Origin of the sequence: Shewanella sp. (assembly GCF_048265805.1) — a bacterium.
Lineage (GTDB): Bacteria > Pseudomonadota > Gammaproteobacteria > Enterobacterales > Shewanellaceae > Shewanella.
This window is the reverse complement of the sequence record NZ_JBLXAT010000044.1, coordinates 1-21,518: the sequence shown is the minus strand read 5'-3', so window position 1 is coordinate 21,518 and position 21,518 is coordinate 1. Positions and strand designations below refer to the sequence as shown.

Here is a 21,518-nt window from a genome sequence, read left to right as displayed (position 1 = left end):
CACGGCACATCACCTGCCTTGCCTAAATCACGCGCTGCCTGCTGCAAAAACAATCAGCAAAGATAAACAGCCCCTAAAAATCGCATCATTTATCGTGATTTTTGCAACAACATTTATTCCGAATTAGTTTCGGGATGATAAAAATGCTAAATCGACAGCGAAAAGTTCATCACAAAAACATCAAATTCCATTTCTGGTATTGCCTATTGATCCAACGTCCTTGCTATTAAAAATCGGTTTTTATGATTATCTGTTCTTTCCAACGGAAGTATTATGCAGCGCAAGTTTTACGGTTAAACGTGATGTTCATCGCATAATGTTTCGCGTAAATATTAATTAATCTTTTTTGATAAACGCGGTGTGATAGCGCTAATGCGATGGCGTAATTGTGGCTGTGTGGTGGTTAGAAAATAGTTTCTCGACTCGCGCCAGCTAATGGGTCAAACACTTCGAACAACGATGAATTAGCCCCAGCGGTCATTGTTGTTGCCTGTATCTACCAATGTTGATTAGTACAGTGATGAGCTGCGCTGCCTACAGCAGTTGTGGTGTTGTCATCTAGCGCCAATGACTGCAGCTAGCTATGCTGCCGAGCCGGCTTGGTGGACCATCGTTGTGGTTTTTGGCTTTGATGCTATTGGAAGCATCAAACATACCTATCGTATTTGTATAGTCATTTATGCTAATTGTTAAGTGGATAACCAGTTTATTTGACTGTTTGGTGTGGCTGTTTTTTACACCAATAAATGCCGTACCTATACTTAGGTATAAAAGAATCAAAAGCGATAAACCAACGATTTTTTATAGTCTAAACGCTTATAAAATAAGCGACATTTAAGATGGATCTTAGTGTTTTTGTGATCGACTATCCATTGTTATATAGGTATTTTTTTGACAAGCGCAAAAGTTGATCCTGATCAACGTTGTTAACCAAATAAGTTGGCAGGGTAGCGGCGTTTGTTAACAAAAACACGATAACGAATGCAATTATTAGTTGCTATGGGGTGAAACAATGGACAAAAAAATCATTTCAGGAATCATTGCTGCTGCACTTTTTTCTGCTGCTGGCGTAGCTAATGCTCACCAAGCAGGTGACATCATCGTTCGTGCGGGTGCTGTAGTGGTTGCGCCAAATGAATCAAGCGACCACGTAGTTACTCCTGATTTAGGTGATCTGGGGGAATTTTCTGTAGATAACGATACCCAACTGGGGTTAAATTTTGGCTATATGTTGACTGACAACATTGGTATTGAGCTGTTGGCAGCTACACCATTTAGCCATGATATATCGTTGGCAGGTATCGGCAAAGTTGCGGAAACCAAGCATCTACCACCCACCTTGGTTGCTCAATACTATTTTGGTACTGCTCAATCTAAGCTGCGCCCATATATCGGCATTGGTGTTAACTACACTAATTTCTTTGACAGCAAAATCACCAATGACGTCGGCGGTAAGTTGTCTAACCTATCTATGGAAAACTCATGGGGATTGGCAGGTCAAGTTGGTCTTGACTACCAATTGACAGACAATTTGCTGATCAATGCTTCAGTTTGGTACGCAAAAATTGATTCTGATGTGTCATTCGATTATGCATACGGTGAAAACAATGAGGATGTTGCTGCTGTAACTATCGGCACGGACATCGATCCATGGATCTATATGGTCAGCGTTGGTTACGTATTCTAACTATCGCTTGGGGCGATAACGAAAGGCGCTGATATCAGCGCCTTTTTCTTGGGTGTCATGCAAACCTAGCGCACTATTTGCGTTTTTTTTGTTTCCAATGACGGGTGTTGTAGATGTATTCCGGCAATAGTTTGGTCAACCAAGCCACGGTACGCCAGCGTTTGGTAACAATCACACGCCGTTTGCGCAGCAGCAAGGCACGCACGGTTTGCCGCGCTACTTCCTCAACTGGTGATAACCACAAGCTTGATTGTTGCATGGCGGCTTTATCGAGCAACCCTAATTGAATATCGGTGATATCAATCGGCAGTTTGAGCCGCTGTGCATGCATCGATAAACCTTCAAGATAATTAATCGCGAACGCTTTAGAGGCATGGAATGCCACACTTGGGCCACCACGCAGGCCAGCAATGGAGTTAATCGCCGCTAATTGGCCGTAACCTTGCTTGCGGAACAGTCGAAAGCAGGTGTTACATACCGCGGCAAAGCCTGTGACGTTAACCTCGATGATCTCTTGTTCAAGTTGCCACGGTAAATCAGAGCTGTAGGAGTTTAGTCCAGTATTGACCAGCACCAGCTGCACACTGCCTAACTGCTGCCATAACTCGTTAAGTTGGTTGATTAGCTGCTTATCATCACTAATATCAAAAGGGATGATTTGAGTTGATGCGGGCAGAGATTCGACCAAATCAGTCAACGTTTCAGGTGCTTGGGTTAAAAGCACTAACTTCATGCCGGCAGCGGAAAGTTGCTTGGCAATCTCCTTACTCAACATGGAACTGGCACCGACCAGAATGGCTGTTGTTTCGCTCATGGTTTCAACGTGATGGCAAATAAAGTCACATGATAGAAGTTAGCTAGGCAGGCCTCAAGAAATAAATGCGGATGTATAGACATCTAGAAGTCTTCATGTATGATCTAACGCTAATGAGGTTTCGGCAAATGCATTGTGTAACTGCCAGTTAATTTGTAGCCAGTTACCTTGCCGATGAATGTGTTACCCAGCGCATTAGCGCTTACAGTGTCATTGAGGCGAACTATGCCCGTAAAAATTCCTGACGATTTACCCGCTGCCAGTATTCTTGAGTCAGAAAACATCTTCGTGATGTCAGAGACTCGTGCCGCGAACCAAGATATCAGACCGATGAAGGTGCTGATCCTCAATCTGATGCCCAATAAAATCGAAACCGAGACGCAACTGCTGCGCTTGTTGAGTAACACGCCGCTGCAGATCGATATCGATTTGCTGCGTATTCATGACAAGGTGTCGAAGCATACGCCGATGGATCACCTCAATACCTTTTATCGCGACTTTGAAGAGATAAAGCATAAAAACTACGACGGTTTGATCATCACTGGCGCGCCGTTAGGGCAGTTAGATTTTGAAGAAGTGACCTATTGGGATCACATCAAAGAGGTGATCGATTGGTCGCAGACACATGTGGTGTCAGTGCTATTTCTCTGTTGGGCTGCACACGCGGGTTTGTTCCATCTCTATGGCCTAAAACGGAAGATTTTGGAACAGAAATGCTCAGGTGTGTTTGAACACCAGCGCATTAAAGCACATGTGCCACTACTGCGCGGTTTTGATGATGTGTTTTATGCGCCGCACTCACGTTATGCACAGATGGACGTTAATGAGTTAAAAGCTGACCCGCGCGTCACCGTATTGGCCGAGTCCGCCGAAGCTGGTGCGTATTTGGTGGTTAGCAACGATAACCGCAACTTGTTTGTCACCGGACATCCGGAATATCGCAAAGGTACTTTGCGCGATGAATACTTCCGCGATGTGGAAGCGGGGATTGATCCGCAAATACCGCAGAACTACTTCCGCGATAACGACCCCAATAAAGAACCGCTTGGTCGCTGGTTTGGTCATGGCAACTTGCTGATCAGCAACTGGCTCAATTACTACGTTTACCAGTTAACGCCATACGACTTGAGCGATTTAAGCGCCATCACGCCGTGGGAAAAATCCAAGTAGCCACTGGCTGTTGGTCGGTCTATCATCAAGCCCTTAACTTCGGTTAGGGCTTTTTGTTTTCTGCGCCATTGTCATCCAATTTGCTGGCTTAGCAGACGCCTTAGGCAGCAAAGCAACGCACCTTGAACTATATTAGACCAATGGTTACTTGCTTTACGTTCGCGTAAACGTAATTCTGTGGACATTTATTAGCAACGTCTGGTGCTAACTAGATCAACAGGAGCCACAAATGACACAGCCTTTGGTTGACGATGTTGTAATCGTCGCTGCACGCCGTACTGCAATGGGGAGTTTTCTTGGCAGCCTTTCCTCAGTACCGGCGCCCGCGTTAGCCGCCGCCACTATCAAAGCCCTCTTAGAAGATGCACCGATTGCGGCTGACTCAGTCGATGAAGTGCTGCTGGGGTGTGTCTTACAAGCGGGGGTAGGGCAAGCACCGGCTCGACAAGCCGCATTAGCTGCAGATTTGCCACTGTCGGTGGGGGCAACCACCGTCAATAAAGTGTGTGGTTCTGGCTTAAAAGCGGTAATGCAGGCGTATGATATGTTGCGTGCTGGCAGCGCCAATTCCGTGATTGCTGGCGGTATGGAGAGCATGAGTCGCGCGCCCTATTTGATGAATAAGGTGCGCACTGGCCAACGCATGGGCCACGGCAAACTGCACGACCATATGTTTGCTGATGGTTTAGAAGACGCATACACCGGTGCTGCGATGGGCAGCTTTGCCCAGCACACCGCCGATGAATTTGGTGTGAGCCGTGAGGCCATGGATGCCTGGGCGATTCAGTCTTTAGCGCGCGCTAACCGCGCCATTCACGAAGGCGATTTTAAACAGGAAATTGTCGATGTAGTGATTACGGGCGGTATGGGGGAGGCCGTGGTCAATGTTGATGAACAGCCAAGCCGAGCTAAAGTGGAAAAAATCCCGACGCTGAAACCTGCCTTTAGTCCAGACGGCACTATTACTGCGGCCAATTCAAGTTCAATTTCTGATGGTGCGGCCAGCTTATTGCTGATGCGCCGCAGCATGGCTGAGCAACAGCAGTTGCCTATTTTCGCGACCATTCGTGCCACAGCTTCGCATGCGCAAGAACCTGCATTATTTACTTTGGCGCCAATTGGAGCGGTTAACAAACTACTCCAGCAAGTCGGTTGGCGTAGCGACAGTGTTGATCTATTTGAGATCAACGAAGCGTTCGCCATGGTCACTATGCTGGCTGTCGACCAACTCGGTTTAGATGCCAATAAAGTGAATGTGAATGGTGGGGCGTGTGCCTTAGGCCATCCAATAGGCTGCTCTGGGGCGCGGGTGTTAGTCACCTTAATCCACGCGCTGCGCCATCGCCATTTGAAACGTGGCATTGCCACACTGTGCATCGGCGGCGGTGAAGCGGTTGCTATCGCCGTTGAAGTGTAGGAGGGCGGCACGATGAGCGTACAAGTACACCATTTTATCAACGGTGAATTTGTGGTTGGCACTGGCGATAAACAGATCAGTGTGACCAATCCGGCTGACAATAACACGATAGCAACGGTTAATAGCGCCACCGTGGCCGAAGTTGCGCAGGCTGTGACTAGTGCTGAGCGCGCGTTTTTGAGCTGGCGCAGCACGCCTGTGTCGGAAAGGGCGCGGTTGATGCTGCGCTATCAACACCTGCTCAAGCAGCATCATGATGAACTCGCTACGGTATTGGCTCAGGAAACGGGCAAAACATTTGAAGATGCGCGCGGCGATGTTTGGCGCGGTATTGAAGTGGCCGAACAAGCCGCTAATATCGCCTCGATGATGATGGGGGAGACGGTAGAAAACGTTGCTCACGGCATCGACAGTTATAGTATTGTCCAGCCGCTTGGCGTTTGTGTGGGCATCACCCCATTTAACTTCCCCGCGATGATCCCACTGTGGATGTTCCCTATTGCTATCGCCTGCGGCAACGCCTTTATTCTGAAACCGTCTGAGCAAGATCCTATCACCCCAACGCGCTTGGCTGAGTTGTTTGCGGAGGCTGGGGCGCCTGCGGGAATTTTGCAGGTACTGCATGGCGATAAAGCTGTGGTTGAGCAGTTAATTAGCCATCCTAAAACCAAAACCGTCTCGTTTGTCGGTTCAGTCGCGGTGGGGCAGCAGGTGTATCGCATGGCGACGCAACAGCTCAAGCGGGCACAAGTGTTTGCCGGTGCTAAAAATCACTGCGTGATCATGCCTGATGCCAATAAACAACAGGTCATTAACCAGTTGGTTGGTGCCTCGGTCGGTGCGGCGGGGCAGCGTTGTATGGCAATTTCGGTAGCGGTATTCGTTGGCAGCAGTTCGCAATGGATTTGTGAATTACGTGACGCGTTGAAACGGGTGAAACCGGGATTGTGGGACGACCCTAATGCAGCCTATGGGCCATTAATCAGCCCAGCCGCTAAAGCGCGGGTGCAAGCTCTGATTGCCCAAGGCAAACAGGAAGGCGCGCACTGTTTGCTGGATGGCTCCGATTTTACTGTTGCCGGGCATGAGGAAGGCAACTGGATTGGCCCGACGCTGTTTAGCGAAGTCACCCCAGAAATGTCGATTTATCAGCAAGAGATCTTTGGTCCAGTGTTGTGCTGCATCTGTGTCGATACGCTCAGCGAAGCCATTGAGTTAGTTAACGCAAATCCGTATGGCAACGGCACCGCGATTTTTACTGGCAGTGGCGCCGCCGCCAAACAGTATCAGCAGCAGGTGGAAGTCGGCCAAGTGGGGATCAACGTACCGATCCCCGTACCGTTGCCATTCTTCTCATTTACTGGCTGGAAAGGCAGTTTTTATGGCGATCAGCATGCCTACGGCAAGCAAGCGGTGCGGTTTTACACCGAAACCAAAACGGTCACCTGTCGTTGGTTCGACGACGAGGTGGCCAGTACGCCTAACATGTCTATCGCTTTGAAATAGACGGGAGGTGCTGTGATGGACTTTCGCTTAACTGATGAACAACGCCAATATGTTGAGTTAGCACAGCAGTTTGCTGCGGACGTATTAGCGCCCAATGCTGCCAAGTGGGATGCCGAGCATGAGTTTCCCAAGGCGGCGATTACTCAAGCGGGGGAGTTGGGCTTTTGTGCGCTCTACTCGCCAATGGATACAGGCGGCTTAGGTTTGTCTCGACTCGATAGCGCGCTGATATTTGAGGCCTTGGCTCAAGGTTGCACTACCACTACTGCCATGATCACCATTCACAATATGGCTACTTGGATGCTTACCACATGGGGCACGCCTGCCATAAAAGCGCGCTGGGCAGCGGGGCTGACTAGCGGTGAGTTACTGGCATCGTACTGTTTAACTGAGCCCAACGCGGGCAGTGATGCTGCTGCGCTAAGCACTAGCGCCACGCTAGATGGCGATAGCTACGTAATTAATGGTAGTAAGGTATTTATCTCAGGTGCCGGAGCCACCGACGTACTGGTCGTTATGGCGCGCACCGGCGAAGCTGGGCCAAAAGGGATCTCCGCTTTAGTGGTGCCCGCCGATGCCGTAGGCGTTAGCTACGGCAAAACCGAAGACAAGATGGGCTGGAACGCTCAGCCAACGCGGGAAGTCTCCTTCAGCAATGTGCGTGTGCCGCGTGAAGCGTTATTGGGTGAGGGCGGTGATGGCTTCTGCATGGCGATGAAAGGGCTGGACGGCGGTCGCATTAATATCGCTGCTTGTTCACTCGGCACGGCGCAAGCCGCGCTGCAGCATGCTGTCGATTATATGCATGAGCGGCAGCAGTTTGGTAAACCCCTGAGCGCCTTTCAAGCACTGCAATTTAAAGTGGCAGATATGCTGACTGAACTCACGGCCGCACGGCAGATGGTATATCTGGCTGCCGCTTATCTCGATAACGGCCACCCGCAGGCAACGACTTATTGCGCCATGGCGAAGCGGTTTGCCACCGACATTGGCTTTAAGGTGTGCGATGCGGCGCTACAACTGCATGGTGGTTATGGCTACATACGCGAATATCCGTTAGAGCGTTATTTCCGTGATACCCGCGTTCATCAGATTTTGGAAGGTACTAATGAGATCATGCGGTTAATCATCGGCCGTAACTTGCTGTCCCAAGGGCTCAGCGGTTTTACGCCATCGGCATACTAAGGAGCCCATTATGAGTGGCTTACGTTGTGAAATTATTGATCACTGCGCCATTATCACTATCGATAATCCGCCAGCAAATACTTGGACGGCAACCTCACTGCAGCAGCTTGCTGAGTACGTCGATACCTTGGAGCAAGACGGCAGTATTTACAGCCTGATCATCACTGGTGCGGGGACCAAGTTTTTTTCCGCCGGTGCCGAGCTAAGCCTGTTTGCTGATGGCAATAAGGGCACAGCTACCGCGATGGCTAACGCGTTTGGCATGGCTTTCGAACGTTTATCAGCCTTTAGCGGCGTGAGTATTGCTGCCATCAATGGCTATGCCATGGGTGGCGGGTTGGAAGTGGCGCTGGCCTGTGACATTCGCGTGGTTGAACAGCATGCGCAGTTGGCATTACCTGAAGCCAGTGTCGGCCTATTACCGTGCGCGGGTGGTACACAAAACCTGACTGCGTTAGTCGGCGAAGGTTGGGCAAAGCGCATGATTCTCTTGGGTGAGCGAGTCTCTGCGCAGCAAGCGGTACACATAGGTTTAGCGGAGAGTCTGGTCGAGAGCGGTGCGGCGTTTCATAGTGCGCAAGTGATGGCCCAGATGGTCGAGCGGCAAAGCCCCGCTAGCGTTCGCGCTTGTAAACAACTCATCCAAGCGGGGCGCACTATGCCGCGTAGCCAAGCCTTGCCATTAGAACGTGAGCTGTTTGTGGCGCTATTTGATACGGCGGATCAGCGTGAAGGTGTCAGCGCCTTTTTAGAAAAACGCCCCGCCAACTGGCTGAACAGTTAAGGAGTCAACGTTGGAACCCGTGTTATTTTCAACTTTAGTGAGCAGTGATGGTCACCAAATCGGCGTGGCGACACTCAATGCGCCTACATCGCTTAATGCACTGAGTTTGGACATGGTGCATGCACTCAGCCAACAATTACTGCGTTGGCAACATGACGACAGCATCGCTTGTGTGTTACTCGACAGTGCCGGCGATAAAGCCTTCTGTGCCGGCGGTGACGTCCGTGCTATGTATCAAGTGCAAAGCCAACAGCCAGGCAAAGTGTGCCAGGCGGTGGTGGATTTTTTCGAGGCGGAATATCGGCTTGATTATCAAATTCATACCTATGGCAAACCGATAGTCGTTTGGGGCGATGGCATTGTGATGGGCGGCGGTTTAGGGCTGATGATGGGCGCGAGTCACCGCATCGCCACTGAACGTTCACGCATTGCCATGCCGGAAGTGACTATCGGCTTGTATCCCGATGTTGGCGGCAGTTATTTCTTGAGTCGAATGCACGGTAAAACTGGGCTGTTTTTAGGGCTTACGGCCTACAATCTTAACGCTGCCGATGCACATTACTGCGGCATTGCTAACCACTTCCTCGCTTCATCGGAAAAACAACGTCTGCTGCAGGCGCTCTCCACGGTTAAGTGGGGGCGTAATAACAGCTTAAATCAACAAAAGCTGCATGATTTGTTAGACGAATTAGCGCAGTCCTCAAGTGAGCATCTGGGGCAGAGTCGTCTCAAAGCGAATCAAGCCATTATCGATAAACTGATGGCAGGTACCTTGCCTGAGATTGTGGCGCGCATGCAGCAGCTCAACGGCGACCAGAGTTGGCTGCAACAAGCACAACGCACCATGTTGGCGGGTAGCCCGCAAAGTTGGAGCCTCGCTTACGCACAGTGTCAATTAGGGGCAGAGATGAGTTTAGCCGAGTGCTTTCAGTTTGAACTTGGCCTTAGCGTGAACTGCGCGGCGATTGGGGATTTTTGCGAAGGTGTGCGAGCACTGCTCGTCGATAAAGATAAACAGCCGCGTTGGGCGTTTGGCGCACAGACATTGCCAAGTGCCGCGCAGCTACAGGCATTATTAGCTTCTCCATTTTTTCATCATCACCCGCTGGCTCGGTTGTAAATGGCCCGCGTTCATTAAGTGAGGAACTCAGATGACCACAGTGGCGTTTATTGGATTAGGTAATATGGGCGCGCCGATGGCGGCCAACTTGTTAAGAAATGGCTTTGGTGTGCGAGTGTTCGATTTGGTGCCGACAGCAGTGAGTGCGTTGGCGGAGCAAGGGGCAGAGCCGTGCCCCAGTGCTATCGCGGCGGCACAAGATGCGGCAGTAGTCATCAGTATGCTGCCAGAAGGGCGGCACGCCAAAGCCCTCTATTTAGGTGATGAAAAAGGCGCGGGCTTAATCACTCAATTGAGTCACGATACCTTGCTCATTGACTGCTCCACCATTGATAGTGATAGCGCCAAAGCGATTGCTGCTGCGGCGGATGCTCGTGGCATGGCATTTGTTGATGCCCCCGTGTCGGGCGGAACCGCTGGGGCGATTGCAGGCACGCTGACGTTTATTTGTGGTGGCAGCGAGTCGGCGGTGGCTCGTGCCAAACCCGTATTACAGGCGATGGGGCGCAATATCTTCCATGCAGGGCCAGCGGGCAGCGGTCAAATTGCTAAGATCTGCAACAACATGTTGTTGGGGGTGTTAATGGCGGGCACCTGCGAAGCGTTAAGTCTAGGCATAGATAACGGTTTGGATCCGGCGGTGCTGTCAGATATCATAAAAGCCAGCAGCGGCGGTAACTGGACGTTGGAAAAATATAATCCATGCCCTGGCGTTATGGTTGGCGTACCCGCCTCAAATGGCTACCAAGGTGGCTTTATGGTGGATTTGATGGTGAAAGATCTTGGGCTGGCGACACAAGCTGCGTTGAGCTCGCGTTCAGCCACACCAATGGGCGCCTTAGCGCGTAACCTGTTTGTGCATCATGCCAAGCAAGGTCATGGTAGAGAAGATTTTTCCAGCCTGTTTAGTCAGTACCGTCCCAAGTCAAACTAGAAGGATAAGTAATGGATATTAAAGGCAAAGTTGTTGCCATCACTGGTGGTGCCGGTGGGTTAGGATTCGCCATGGCGCAGATGCTGGCAACACGCGGCGCACGCTTGGCGTTGATTGATATCGATCAGGACAAACTTGAGCATGCTTGTGCCTTGTTAGGTGAAGTGGATGTGCAAGGCTATGCGGTCGATATCACTGATGAAGAAGATGTGGTGGCAACCTTTAAGTTCATTTTGGAAGACTTTGGTCAGCTCAATGTGTTGGTGAATAACGCGGGCATTTTGTTTGATGGCATGTTGGTTAAAGCTAAAGAAGGCACCGTGACTGAGCGCATGTCGTTCGAGCAGTTCCAAGCCGTTATCAATGTCAATTTGACTGGCTCCTTCCTGTGCGGTCGTGAAGCGGCGGCGGCGATGATTGAGTCGCAGCAAGCTGGGGTGATTATCAACATGTCGAGTATCGCCCGTGCAGGCAATATTGGTCAAAGCAACTATGCCGCGTCAAAAGCGGGCGTCGCGGCGATGGCGGTGGGTTGGGCGAAAGAGTTAGCGCGTTACAGTATTCGCTCGGTTGCTATCGCGCCCGGGGTGATAGATACCGAAATGACCGCCGGTATGAAGCCCGAAGCCTTACAGCGCTTAGCCAAAGCGGTGCCAGTGGGGCGCCTTGGTGAGGCGGACGAAATCGCCTCGACCGTATGCTTTGCCATTGAGAATGATTACCTCAACGGCCGCGTGATTGAACTTGATGGTGGTTTATCACTCTAACCGTGAGCGAAACTTATGCTGCACTACGCCTGCATTATCGTGATGTGGGCGTTTTTGTTTCACTCTGAGAAACTCGTGTGGCGCAAAAGTTGACAAGGCGCCATGCAAATTGAACAATTCCAGCCAGTAGAATTGAAGGTTAGGTGGTAGTTCGGTGGCGCATTGGCTAATCAACGGATGTAAAAAGTGTTTATTAGCCGTAGGTGCAACCGGGGTGGCTGTCATCTATGGTGGTTTTTTCTACTTGTTGTTGACCGGGCATTCGACCGCGCCTATCCATTGGTTTTATCTGATATCACCTTGGTTGTGCATCTACTTCGGTTTACCACAACAGCAACAACATGATGTTATCGTTTGGCTGTTAAAAAAATTTAAATTCAAATAAATAACAATTACATATTAGCTCTGCTTTCTGCAGCGCTTGAGGGGAACACAATGAATTCCATGGGGTCGGTGGCGCGATGGGCAGGGCTAGCGGCAGTGGTTTTTTTATCTGCATGCTCAAAAGCACCAGAAGCAAACACGTCATTAAACGATACAACGTTGCCTGATACTCAAGCGCCTTATGGCAGTTGGCAGTCGCCGATTACCGCACAAGAAGTTTACGGTGCACATTCCGGTATTAGCGAGCTGCAAAGCAGCGGTGACATGTTGTATTTCACCGAGTCAGATCCGTCAGCTCAGGGCCAATTAGGCATCAAGCGGATCGACAGTCAAGACCAAGTCACGCAAATACTGGCAGCCCAATTTGGCGTTGGTTCGCGGGTGCACGAATATGGTGGTGCCCCATTTCTTGCCATTGGTCAAAGCATTTTTACTACCAAAATGGCCGACCAACGCTTCTATCGTATTGCCCCTAAACAAGAGCCTGTAGCATTAACGCCAGAGGGCACACGCCATGCTGGTTGTGTGTTTTTCAGCAAAGGCTCTCGTATTATCTGCGTGCGCGAAGATCATCGTCAGCCGGGTGAAGCGAAAGCGAGCCTGGTCGCCATAAATCTTAATCAACCTGGTGAAGGCGATGTTTACGCCAGCGGTCACGATTTTTTTGGCGCGCCAGCTATCAATAGCGATAACAACCAACTGGCATGGGTTACGTGGGACCATCCTAATATGCCATGGGATAACACCCAATTATGGGTGGGAACGCTGGATAAAAAGGGCGCGTTAACCGATATTCATTCCCCTAAAATGCCCGGCAAAGGGTCGATTATGCAGCCGTTGTATAGCCCAACGGGACAGCTGTATTTTATTGCCGATTTTGACAATTGGTGGAACCTTTACCGAATCGATGCCGAAGGCAAGGTAGAGCAAGTAACTAAGTTGGAAGGTGAGATCGGCGGTCCTGCATGGGGTTTAGGTAACCATTCTTACGCGTTCGAAAATGCACACACCATCGTGTTCAATCTGCACCATGAAGGTCGTCTCGACTTAATGCGAATTGATGTTGACTCGGGGGTAACAGAAGCGTTAGCGACGGACTTTGCGTCGGTGAGACAACTCATTAGCTATCAAGACCATGTGTACTTTATTGGCGCAAAAACCACGCCTGCTCGCGGAATTTATCGGGTGACTGGCCGTGGGACTGAGCTGGTATACTCGCCAGAAATTAGTGGAGTGGAACCAGAGTACATCGCTAAACCGCGCGCCTTGAGCTTTATGACGGCTAACGAGCAAACCGCTTATGGCTTGTACTATGCGCCGACTAACCCAGATTATCAGGCGCCAGTAGGCAGCGTGCCACCCTTGGTGATGATGCTACACGGTGGGCCAACTTATGAGGCCAACCGCGCTTATCGCGGTGACATTCAGTTTTGGACCAGCCGCGGCTTTGCGGTGTTTGACTTAAACTACCGTGGTAGCACAGGTTACGGGCGTGAATTCCGTCGTAGCTTGTACGGGCAGTGGGGCGTAGCCGATGTGGAAGACGCGGTATATGCCGCCAAATATCTGGTGAATGAAAAGCTTGCCGACCCAGAGAAACTCGCTATTCGTGGCGGTAGTGCCGGTGGTTTCAGTGTGCTGGCTGCTTTAGCGTTTCACGATATGTTTAAAGCAGGCACCAGTTATTACGGCGTCAGTGATATCGAAGTGCTGGCGAAAGAAACGCACAAGTTTGAGTCGCGTTATCTGGATCAACTCATCGGTCCGTACCCAGAAAAACGCCAGCTTTATCATGACCGGTCACCGCTTTATCATCTGGATGGTTTAGATGAACCATTGCTGTTGTTCCAAGGACTCGACGACAAAGTGGTACCGCCAAATCAATCGCAGATGATCTATGAAGCATTGCAACAAAAAGGCGTACCAACGGCGTATATTGCGTTCGCAGGCGAAGGTCACGGCTTCCGTAATCCTGAGAACAACATTCGTGCACTAGAAACCGAATTGGCATTTTATGGCCGAGTGTTCGGCTTTAAACCCGCGGGACAATTACCGCTAGTGCCGCTGGAAAATGCGGCAGCGTTAGCTACAGAGCCCGTTACTCAATAACTACTCGTGACAACACTTCTTGCCAGAGAGCCCGTCGATAATCGGGCAATCTGGCGAGTTGCCCCCTTGGCACTGCGCCACCAAACTACTCAATTCACTATGCAGTTGCTGCAAACGTTGCATGCGTTGTTCTAATGCTTGTAGATGCTGACTTGCTAGCCGTTTTACATCACTGGCACAGCGCTGCGGATCGTGCTTAAGTTGTAGCAGATCGCGGCACTCATCAATACTGAAACCTAGCTCGCGACAATGCTGCACAAACAGCAACGCTGCGACTTGCTGCTCGCTGTATTCTCGATACCCATTGGCACCACGACTGCCTTGAACAAGGCCAATGTCGTGATAATAACGAATGCTTTTAATGGACAGTCCGGTTTGGCTGGCCACATCACCGATTTTCATGGTGTTTGTCCTAACTTAAAATGTTGTGAGTTAACGCAAAGTTATTGCTGCCAACAAGCTTAGCGCTTGACTCTCCAGTTGCTGGAGACTTTAACCTGTGTTCTATCAGGACTGCAATGGCTGCTAGCGCGAGTGAGCAGCACGAAAGGTGGATTATGACCCGTTATCAATTTCATATCAGTAATATGCATTGTGGTGGCTGCGCACGCAAAATCACGGCACTGTTTGCCGATGAGCAAGATGTTAACGTGAGCACCGATGTGCCGAGCAAGTCGCTCACTGTCGCCTTAGGTGAACACGCTACGTTGACTGCAGATGACATCGCCAGCCGCTTGAGCAACGCCGACTACCAAGCACAAGCCATTGCACCACAGTGGCAATATTTCACTGTGGCCGATATGCGCTGCGGTCACTGTGAGAAAACCATTCGCAGCGCGTTAAACGATGTCGCTGATGAGGTACAGGTCGATTTGACTAGCAAACAGGTGGATATCCTGTCACTTGAGCCCGCATCACAACTTGCCGAACGGATCCAACAAGCCGGATTTAGCCCAGAGTCTCGGGCTGCTGCCGCAACCGCTGCTGCGCCTACGGAGGCGTGGCACAACTTCGTCGTACCAGATATGACCTGCGGCCATTGTGAGAAAACCATTCGGGCAGCGCTAGCTGACGCGGCTGAGGTTTCAGTCGATCTCGCTAGCAAGCAGGTGCAAGTGCGCAGTGCCCAAACTGATGCACAATTGCTAGCAGCGATAACGCAAGCGGGATATTCCCCAGCGCTGCTAGCAGCGGATGCAACTAAGGAGACTGTTCGAGCTGACAGCCCCCATGATGCCGATCCTGCTGACGCAACCAGCAGCGATACTGACACCCTAACCAACAGCGCAACCGTAGCGACGGACGCTAAATTGCTGCTGTTTGTGCCAGACATGAGTTGTGCCAGCTGTGTGGCAAAAATCGAGAAAGCCTTTAACGGCGCGGGCGTGGAAGCTCGGATTAACCTTGCAGACAAACAAGTCGCGGTGGCTAATGGCATTGCCGCTGCACAAGCACAGCAAATCCTGCAAGGTGCGGGGTATCGCGGTGAAGTGATCGACAACGCTGCCGATGCCATGGCCGATAAAGCGGCGCACGATGCCAAAGAATACCGTACCCGCATTATTCAGGCGGTGATCACTCTGGGCATTGGTGTGCCGATGATGCTGTGGGGCTGGCTCGGGGGCGAGATGAGTGTTGATACTGAAGCTGCCAGAGTCGGCTGGGGTATCGCCGCCGTCGTTTGTTTAGTGTTGCTGATTGCCTGTGGCGGTCACTTTTTTGCTGGCGCATGGCGTGCGCTCAAAGCCAAAAGTGCCAATATGGATAGCTTAATCGCCGTCGGCACGGGCACGGCGTGGCTGTATTCTACAGCGGTAGTGGTCGCGCCGCAGTGGTTTCCGGACGGTACTCGCCATGTGTATTTTGAAGCGAGTTTAATGATCCTTGGTTTGATCAACCTCGGCCATGCATTGGAATTGCGCGCCCGTGGCAAAACCAGTGAAGCGGTGCAAAAGCTGATTGGCTTGCAGGCGAATAGTGCCTATCTGGTTACTGACAGTGGCGATAGAGAAGTGCCCATTGATAGCGTCAAAGTTGGCGATGTATTGCGTTTACGCTCAGGCGATAAAGTGGCACTTGATGGTGAAGTGCTGAGCGGCCAAAGTTTGCTTAACGAAGCAATGCTCACCGGTGAGCCGATGCCCGTCAACAAAGCGGCAGGCGACAGTGTCAATGCTGGGACGATCAATGGCGATGGCAGTTTGACCTATCGTGTGACTCGCGCACAGCAAGATACTCGGCTAGCGCAAATTATTGCCTTGGTGCAAGAAGCGCAAACCTCGAAAATGCCAATTGGCCGACTGACCGATAAAATTGCTGGCGTGTTCGTACCCGTGGTGATGTTGCTAGCGCTGGTCGCAGCGGTGATTTGGTATGTGGTTGGGCCGCAGCCTGCGTTGTCACATGCGTTAGTGGTATTGACCAGCGTGCTGATTATCGCCTGTCCCTGTGCATTAGGCTTAGCCACGCCGATGTCGATTATGGTAGCGGTTGGCCGTGCGGCACAGATGGGCGTGCTGATTAAAAATGGCGAGGCGTTGCAAACGGCCGCTAAAGTCAACTGCGTGGTGTTGGATAAAACCGGCACAGTGACCGAAGGCAAACCGCAAGTGGTAGCGGTGCATTGCTTTAGTGATGTGACCGAACCGCAAGTGTTGCAAGTGGCTGCCAGTTTGGAACAGCAATCCTCACATCCTTTAGCGGCAGCGGTGCAGCAAGCGGCTGATGCCCAAAACCTTAGCCGAGTTGATGTGAGCGAGTTTACCTATCTGCAAGGGCAGGGGGTGATGGGTACAGTCGCGGGTAGTGATTGGCTCATCGGTAACGAAAAGCTGCTACAAGCAAAGTCTATCCCGTTAGAGGCTACTGCCAGCCGCGCGTTAACTGAGGCGGCTGCGTTGGGGCAAACGCCAGTACTGGTAGCAAAAGATGGAGTGTTGCAGGCCTTGGTCGCCATTAGCGATCCGATTCGGGCCGATGCCAAAGCCGCCTTGCAACTACTTAAGCAGCAAGGCAAACGTTTGGTGCTGCTGTCGGGAGATAATCAACACACCGCCGATGCCGTGGCGCAGCAACTGGGCATTGATCAAGTAATTGCCGGTGTATTGCCTGATCAAAAACAAGCGTGGGTGCAAAAGTTCCAACAGCAGGGCGAAGTGGTGGCTATGGTGGGCGATGGCATTAACGATGCGCCTGCACTCGCCGCAGCGGATGTTGGTGTTGCCTTGGGTACAGGCACCGATGTGGCTATTGAAAGCTCGGATATGACCTTGTTAACCCCGCGGTTAGAAAACCTCGCCTTAGGTTTTGCTTTATCAAAAGCCACGCTGGGCAACATCAAACAAAACCTGTTTGGTGCATTCATCTATAACAGTGTCGGGATCCCCGTCGCAGCTGGGGTGTTGTACCCGGTATTCGGTGTGTTGCTGAGCCCTGTGATAGCGGGCGCGGCCATGGCGTTGTCGTCGTTGACCGTCGTCACCAATGCCAATCGCTTACGCTATAAAAAGCTCGATTAACTGTAACTAACTCCACTATAAACCCAGCTGCGGCTGGGTTTGTTTTTCCGGAGTCTGTCGTGTAATCTTGCGCCAATTCAAACAATTGGAAGTTATACGACATGATGTCATTGGCAAAAGTTATCGGGATATTGGCACTTTGTAGCAGCACGGTGCTGGTAAGTTACAGTGCGCTCGCCGGTTGCGGTGAAAACCCACAGGCCCAGTGTTTAACCGTGGTTGATGGCAAAGTCACCACGTCACAATGCACCATCACCGAGTGCGCTAATCAATTTGATGCCTACAGCGGCTGGGAGTTGGCCGATGGGAGTTCGGTAGAATACCGTTACAAAGTGGCTGATGGCGCTGAAAGTGTCACCGTGAACGGCAAGGCAGGCGTGAGTCTACCGGCTGACATCATCAAAGATGCACTGATCTGCTACGCTGGAACAACAGCGCAATCTGAGCTGCCAGTTATCTATTGCAGTAAAGATGCGGGCATGTAACCGCATCAGCTGTAGTTGATAATTCATATAGGGCTGTTATAGTGGCGCGTTTTATGCGGGATTGGCTTAGCCAACCTCGTATTACGCACACTTTGCAGCAAAAAACTGGGAATCCCTAACGTGATCACAACCGCTAACATCACCATGCAGTTTGGCGCCAAGCCACTGTTTGAAAATATCTCCGTCAAATTTGGTGACGGTAACCGCTACGGCCTGATTGGGGCGAACGGCAGCGGTAAATCCACCTTTATGAAGATTTTATCCGGTGAGTTGGAGCCAACTTCTGGTAACGTGTCGCTAGACGCTAACGAGCGTATGGGTAAGTTGAATCAGGATCAATTCGCTTACGAAGAATTTAGCGTAATTGACACTGTGATCATGGGCCACAAGGAACTGTGGAAGGTTAAGCAAGAGCGTGACCGTATCTACTCACTGCCAGAAATGACCGAAGCAGACGGCATTAAAGTGGCCGAGTTGGAGATGGAGTTTGCTGAGATGGACGGTTACACCGCCGAAGCTCGTGCTGGTGAACTGCTGCTGGGTGTAGGTATTGCGTTGGAACAACACTTTGGCCCGATGAGCGAAGTGGCACCCGGTTGGAAACTGCGGGTACTGCTGGCGCAGGCGTTATTCTCTGATCCAGATATTCTGCTGCTCGACGAACCTACCAACAACTTGGATATCGATACTATTCGCTGGTTACAAGAAACCTTGAACCAACGTAACAGCACCATGATCATCATTTCGCACGACCGTTACTTCCTCAACTCTGTGTGTACTCACATGGCGGATTTGGACTACGGTGAACTGCGTCTGTATCCAGGTAACTACGACGAATACATGACCGCTGCGTCACAAGCGCGTGAGCGATTGATGGCCGACAACGCCAAGAAGAAAGCGCAAATTGCAGAACTGCAAACCTTCGTGGCGCGCTTCTCTGCTAACGCCTCTAAAGCAAAACAAGCAACGTCTCGTGCGCGCCAGATTGATAAAATCAAACTGGATGAAATTAAAGCGTCTAGCCGTGTTAACCCTTACATCCGTTTCGAACAAGACAAGAAATTGTTCCGTAACGCGTTGAACGTTGAACAACTGACTAACGGTTACGATCAACCGCTGTTTAAAGATTTTGACCTGATTGCTGAAGTGGGCGAACGCATCGCGATTTTGGGTGAAAACGGCGCCGGTAAAACCACATTAGTACGCACGCTGATCCACGAACTGCCACAAAAATCAGGCACTATTCAGTGGTCAGAAAACAGCTCAATCGGCTACTACGCACAGGATCATGCTGACGATTTCGAAAACGACCTGAACCTGTTTGACTGGATGAGCCAATGGCGTCGTGAAGGTGATGATGACCAAGCAGTACGTGCAGTATTAGGGCGTATGTTGTTTGGCGCCGACGACATCAAAAAGTCTGTCAAAGTGCTGTCTGGTGGTGAGCAAGGCCGCATGATCTTCGGTAAGCTGATGCTGCAAAAACCTAACATTTTGGTGATGGACGAACCAACCAACCACTTGGATATGGAATCGATAGAGTCACTGAACAACGCATTGGAAAGCTATGAAGGCACCTTGTTCTTCGTATCGCATGACCGCGCGTTTGTATCGTCACTGGCTAACCGCATTTTAGAAATCGGTAATGGCAGCATTCGTGACTTCAAAGGCACTTATGATGAGTTCCTTGCGAGTAAAGGCATTGAAGGCTAGTTACGTGCTGTTTTAAGTAAAAATCCCCGCCACCGTGCGGGGATTTTTTATTGGTTTTTGTTTACGCTACGAGTGCGCAGGGATGAGCGCTGCTATGGTGTGAGTCGAATAAACCGTCATGCTGAGTCTTAACGTCTCATACTAAAAGGCAGCGAACGCTGACCGTTACACTGCCTTGTTAAAACAGTTATGCCCATTCCTTGTTCCGACCGATTCAACACATACATCACCAAGACTTTATTTAACTTATTTTTTCTAATCTAACTATGTGACCAATTTTAGTTGACCACTACAAAGTTAGTTCGGTTAGTTTTCTTTCGAAGGAAAAGGGCTGTTCTTAGCCCTTAGAGTGCGCTTTTACCAAAGTGTACTTAAGTTAACATCGTTGCTATCAGGTTTACTTTCGTCGCTTAACTCATCCACTTGGATCAGCATAGGCAAATCAAACGAAGTTCCAGTGATAATACAAGAGCCTTTTGATAGGTTCGGAATTAATGAGCGAGAAACAGAGTCTAAGGTGCTAATAGTGTTATCGAGCAAGAATAAATCACGGTCATTCACTAGTCGATGAATAAAGAAATTGTGCAACTGTGACATGATTGTTGCTGAGATATCCGCTGGTCGTTGACTCGACAGTGTAAGGAAAATACCGAATTTACGACCTTCCTTAATCAATTCTTCAAATAATTCTAGACGATAATCTTTCCAGTTAGCCTGTTCCCGTACTGATTGCTGAGAAAGGATGTTATGTGCTTCATCGATGATTAGGTGAAAAGTCTTTTCTGGTGGGCTTTTCTTGACCAGTTTTTTATGGGAATTGTAGTAGTGCTTCGTTACAAGCAAAGGGATGATTTTCTTTACATCTTGGTTGCAGTTACGAAGCGAAATGATCGTTAGTGCCTTGTCATCAGTGACAACACTAGACTCTACTTTGATTACCTTGGACAGCGCACTTAGTGATGACTCAGCACGTTTTAATAGTGGTTGTATGTGATCGAATTGAACAAAGTTGTACATCAAATCATTAATCAACTTCAACTTGCACAGGAATTTAAACTCCTGAAATGCATCAAAATTATTAATTTTAATACTATCAACGGCACTTTTGAGGTAGAGATTATATTGGCTTTCGTTATTGAAGAATTCAAAACCTGTCCCAACACGGATTTTGAAATTACTCCCATGCCAACTAACCTCTTTGAGAATATCTATGCTATTGGTGTTCTTTAGCGTGCTTTTGAGGAGATCAAGAACTTCTGGCTTTTGAGATGTAGAAGTGAAACAGAACTTAATCGTGTACTTTAAGTAACTTAGAGCACTTACCTTACCTGCACCGTATTTTGAACGTCCTTGCAGAACTCTATTGATAAATGGTTTCTGTGTGTTGGTGGTAGCTTGGAAAAGAATTGAAAGCGTCTCTGAATTCCAGAACTCATCTTCTGCTAACGGGAATTGATCGACCGCTGTATTAGTATTCAGTTCGATTACGTTTTTCTTATCTAAAGATACGATTTGGTCTTTGATGTACTCACCATTGAAATCAAGCAATACAAACTTACTGACAGGTTTGATTTGTTCGTGCTTTTCATCGAACAAAGTAGTGAAGAGTTTCGTCAGAGTGTTCGATTTACCACTACCAGTGTTACCGAAAATACCAATGTGAGTATTAAACAGTTTCTGCCAAGGTAGAGATATTTCGATCCCTTCTTTTAACAATGAACCAATGCAGAAATCTGATTCTGCACTAGAAGAATAAACCGTTTTAAGGGCTTTTTCAGGTAAGAGGAATGCAGGGTCACGGATTCAGGGCGGGATCGTACTTTTAGCCAGTGTTGAGTGTGGCACCATGCTGTGATCTAATGACTGCCCATTTCGCAAGTAGCAGCCCTAATGAACTTACTCGAACACTTGACGGTCGTTGAAGA

16 protein-coding genes and 1 pseudogene are annotated in these 21,518 nt (G+C 49.7%); 14 read left to right on the top strand and 3 right to left on the bottom strand.

The window, feature by feature from the left end; genetic code table 11:
* Positions 1-1,012 precede the first annotated feature (1,012 nt).
* The gene (ompW, locus tag ACN0TT_RS19385) at positions 1,013-1,687 is read left to right on the top strand and encodes an outer membrane protein OmpW (RefSeq protein ID WP_417763771.1); all 675 of its coding nucleotides are present in this window, start codon (positions 1,013-1,015) and stop codon (positions 1,685-1,687) included.
* A gap of 73 nt (positions 1,688-1,760) precedes the next feature.
* Here the strand turns inward: ompW and ACN0TT_RS19380 are convergent, their stop codons facing one another.
* Positions 1,761-2,501, bottom strand: coding sequence for an SDR family NAD(P)-dependent oxidoreductase (locus ACN0TT_RS19380; RefSeq protein WP_417763770.1), 741 nt, complete (start codon positions 2,499-2,501; stop codon positions 1,761-1,763).
* 225 nt (positions 2,502-2,726) lie between these two features.
* Here ACN0TT_RS19380 and metA point away from each other — a divergent pair, with 225 nt between their 5' ends.
* From metA to ACN0TT_RS19335, 9 genes are all read left to right on the top strand, one after another.
* On the top strand, positions 2,727-3,671 hold the full coding sequence (gene metA, locus ACN0TT_RS19375) for a homoserine O-succinyltransferase MetA (protein ID WP_417763769.1): 945 nt from the start codon (positions 2,727-2,729) through the stop codon (positions 3,669-3,671).
* Positions 3,672-3,900: 229 nt separating this feature from the next.
* A complete protein-coding gene (locus tag ACN0TT_RS19370) occupies positions 3,901-5,088 on the top strand; it encodes a thiolase family protein (protein ID WP_417763768.1) in 1,188 nt (395 codons plus the stop codon).
* Positions 5,089-5,100: 12 nt separating this feature from the next.
* Positions 5,101-6,594, top strand: a complete 1,494-nt coding sequence (locus tag ACN0TT_RS19365; protein WP_417763767.1) for a CoA-acylating methylmalonate-semialdehyde dehydrogenase — start codon at positions 5,101-5,103, stop codon at positions 6,592-6,594.
* Positions 6,595-6,609: 15 nt separating this feature from the next.
* A complete protein-coding gene (locus tag ACN0TT_RS19360; RefSeq protein WP_417763766.1) occupies positions 6,610-7,779 on the top strand; it encodes an acyl-CoA dehydrogenase family protein in 1,170 nt (389 codons plus the stop codon).
* A 10-nt stretch (positions 7,780-7,789) separates the two neighbouring features.
* Positions 7,790-8,563: an enoyl-CoA hydratase gene (locus ACN0TT_RS19355; RefSeq protein ID WP_417763765.1), complete on the top strand. Its 774-nt coding sequence runs from the start codon at positions 7,790-7,792 to the stop codon at positions 8,561-8,563.
* Between the two features lie 10 nt (positions 8,564-8,573).
* The gene (locus ACN0TT_RS19350) at positions 8,574-9,683 is read left to right on the top strand and encodes an enoyl-CoA hydratase/isomerase family protein (RefSeq protein WP_417763764.1); all 1,110 of its coding nucleotides are present in this window, start codon (positions 8,574-8,576) and stop codon (positions 9,681-9,683) included.
* 31 nt (positions 9,684-9,714) lie between these two features.
* Positions 9,715-10,617: a 3-hydroxyisobutyrate dehydrogenase gene (gene mmsB / locus ACN0TT_RS19345; RefSeq protein ID WP_417763763.1), complete on the top strand. Its 903-nt coding sequence runs from the start codon at positions 9,715-9,717 to the stop codon at positions 10,615-10,617.
* 11 nt (positions 10,618-10,628) lie between these two features.
* Entirely contained in the window at positions 10,629-11,384 is a 756-nt protein-coding gene (locus ACN0TT_RS19340) for an SDR family oxidoreductase (RefSeq protein ID WP_417763762.1), read from the top strand.
* A 543-nt stretch (positions 11,385-11,927) separates the two neighbouring features.
* On the top strand, positions 11,928-13,877 hold the full coding sequence (locus ACN0TT_RS19335) for a S9 family peptidase (RefSeq protein ID WP_417763761.1): 1,950 nt from the start codon (positions 11,928-11,930) through the stop codon (positions 13,875-13,877).
* Here ACN0TT_RS19335 and cueR read toward each other — a convergent pair whose 3' ends face one another.
* The gene (gene cueR, locus ACN0TT_RS19330; protein WP_417763760.1) at positions 13,878-14,279 is read right to left on the bottom strand and encodes a Cu(I)-responsive transcriptional regulator; all 402 of its coding nucleotides are present in this window, start codon (positions 14,277-14,279) and stop codon (positions 13,878-13,880) included.
* A gap of 116 nt (positions 14,280-14,395) precedes the next feature.
* Here cueR and ACN0TT_RS19325 point away from each other — a divergent pair.
* The 4 genes and pseudogenes from ACN0TT_RS19325 to ACN0TT_RS19310 all read left to right on the top strand — a co-directional run.
* Positions 14,396-15,037, top strand: a pseudogene (locus ACN0TT_RS19325) (heavy-metal-associated domain-containing protein); the annotation flags it as partial.
* Between the two features lie 150 nt (positions 15,038-15,187).
* Positions 15,188-17,395, top strand: a complete 2,208-nt coding sequence (locus ACN0TT_RS19320; protein ID WP_417763772.1) for a heavy metal translocating P-type ATPase — start codon at positions 15,188-15,190, stop codon at positions 17,393-17,395.
* 101 nt (positions 17,396-17,496) lie between these two features.
* Positions 17,497-17,880 carry a hypothetical protein gene (locus tag ACN0TT_RS19315; protein WP_417763759.1) on the top strand — a complete coding sequence of 128 codons (384 nt, stop codon included), beginning with the start codon at positions 17,497-17,499 and terminating at the stop codon, positions 17,878-17,880.
* Positions 17,881-18,000: 120 nt separating this feature from the next.
* Complete coding sequence (locus tag ACN0TT_RS19310) at positions 18,001-19,593, top strand: ABC-F family ATPase (RefSeq protein WP_417763758.1); 1,593 nt, start codon at positions 18,001-18,003, stop codon at positions 19,591-19,593.
* 357 nt (positions 19,594-19,950) lie between these two features.
* Here ACN0TT_RS19310 and ACN0TT_RS19305 read toward each other — a convergent pair whose 3' ends face one another.
* The gene (locus ACN0TT_RS19305; RefSeq protein WP_417763757.1) at positions 19,951-21,309 is read right to left on the bottom strand and encodes an ATP-binding protein; all 1,359 of its coding nucleotides are present in this window, start codon (positions 21,307-21,309) and stop codon (positions 19,951-19,953) included.
* Positions 21,310-21,518 lie beyond the last annotated feature (209 nt).

Coding starts and splice junctions, on each gene's coding strand:
- ompW (WP_417763771.1), top strand. CDS start 1,013: ATGGACAAAAAAATCATTTCAGGAATCATTGCTGCTGCACTTTTTTCT.
- ACN0TT_RS19380 (WP_417763770.1), bottom strand. CDS start 2,501: ATGAGCGAAACAACAGCCATTCTGGTCGGTGCCAGTTCCATGTTGAGT.
- metA (WP_417763769.1), top strand. CDS start 2,727: ATGCCCGTAAAAATTCCTGACGATTTACCCGCTGCCAGTATTCTTGAG.
- ACN0TT_RS19370 (WP_417763768.1), top strand. CDS start 3,901: ATGACACAGCCTTTGGTTGACGATGTTGTAATCGTCGCTGCACGCCGT.
- ACN0TT_RS19365 (WP_417763767.1), top strand. CDS start 5,101: ATGAGCGTACAAGTACACCATTTTATCAACGGTGAATTTGTGGTTGGC.
- ACN0TT_RS19360 (WP_417763766.1), top strand. CDS start 6,610: ATGGACTTTCGCTTAACTGATGAACAACGCCAATATGTTGAGTTAGCA.
- ACN0TT_RS19355 (WP_417763765.1), top strand. CDS start 7,790: ATGAGTGGCTTACGTTGTGAAATTATTGATCACTGCGCCATTATCACT.
- mmsB (WP_417763763.1), top strand. CDS start 9,715: ATGACCACAGTGGCGTTTATTGGATTAGGTAATATGGGCGCGCCGATG.
- ACN0TT_RS19340 (WP_417763762.1), top strand. CDS start 10,629: ATGGATATTAAAGGCAAAGTTGTTGCCATCACTGGTGGTGCCGGTGGG.
- cueR (WP_417763760.1), bottom strand. CDS start 14,279: ATGAAAATCGGTGATGTGGCCAGCCAAACCGGACTGTCCATTAAAAGC.
- ACN0TT_RS19315 (WP_417763759.1), top strand. CDS start 17,497: ATGATGTCATTGGCAAAAGTTATCGGGATATTGGCACTTTGTAGCAGC.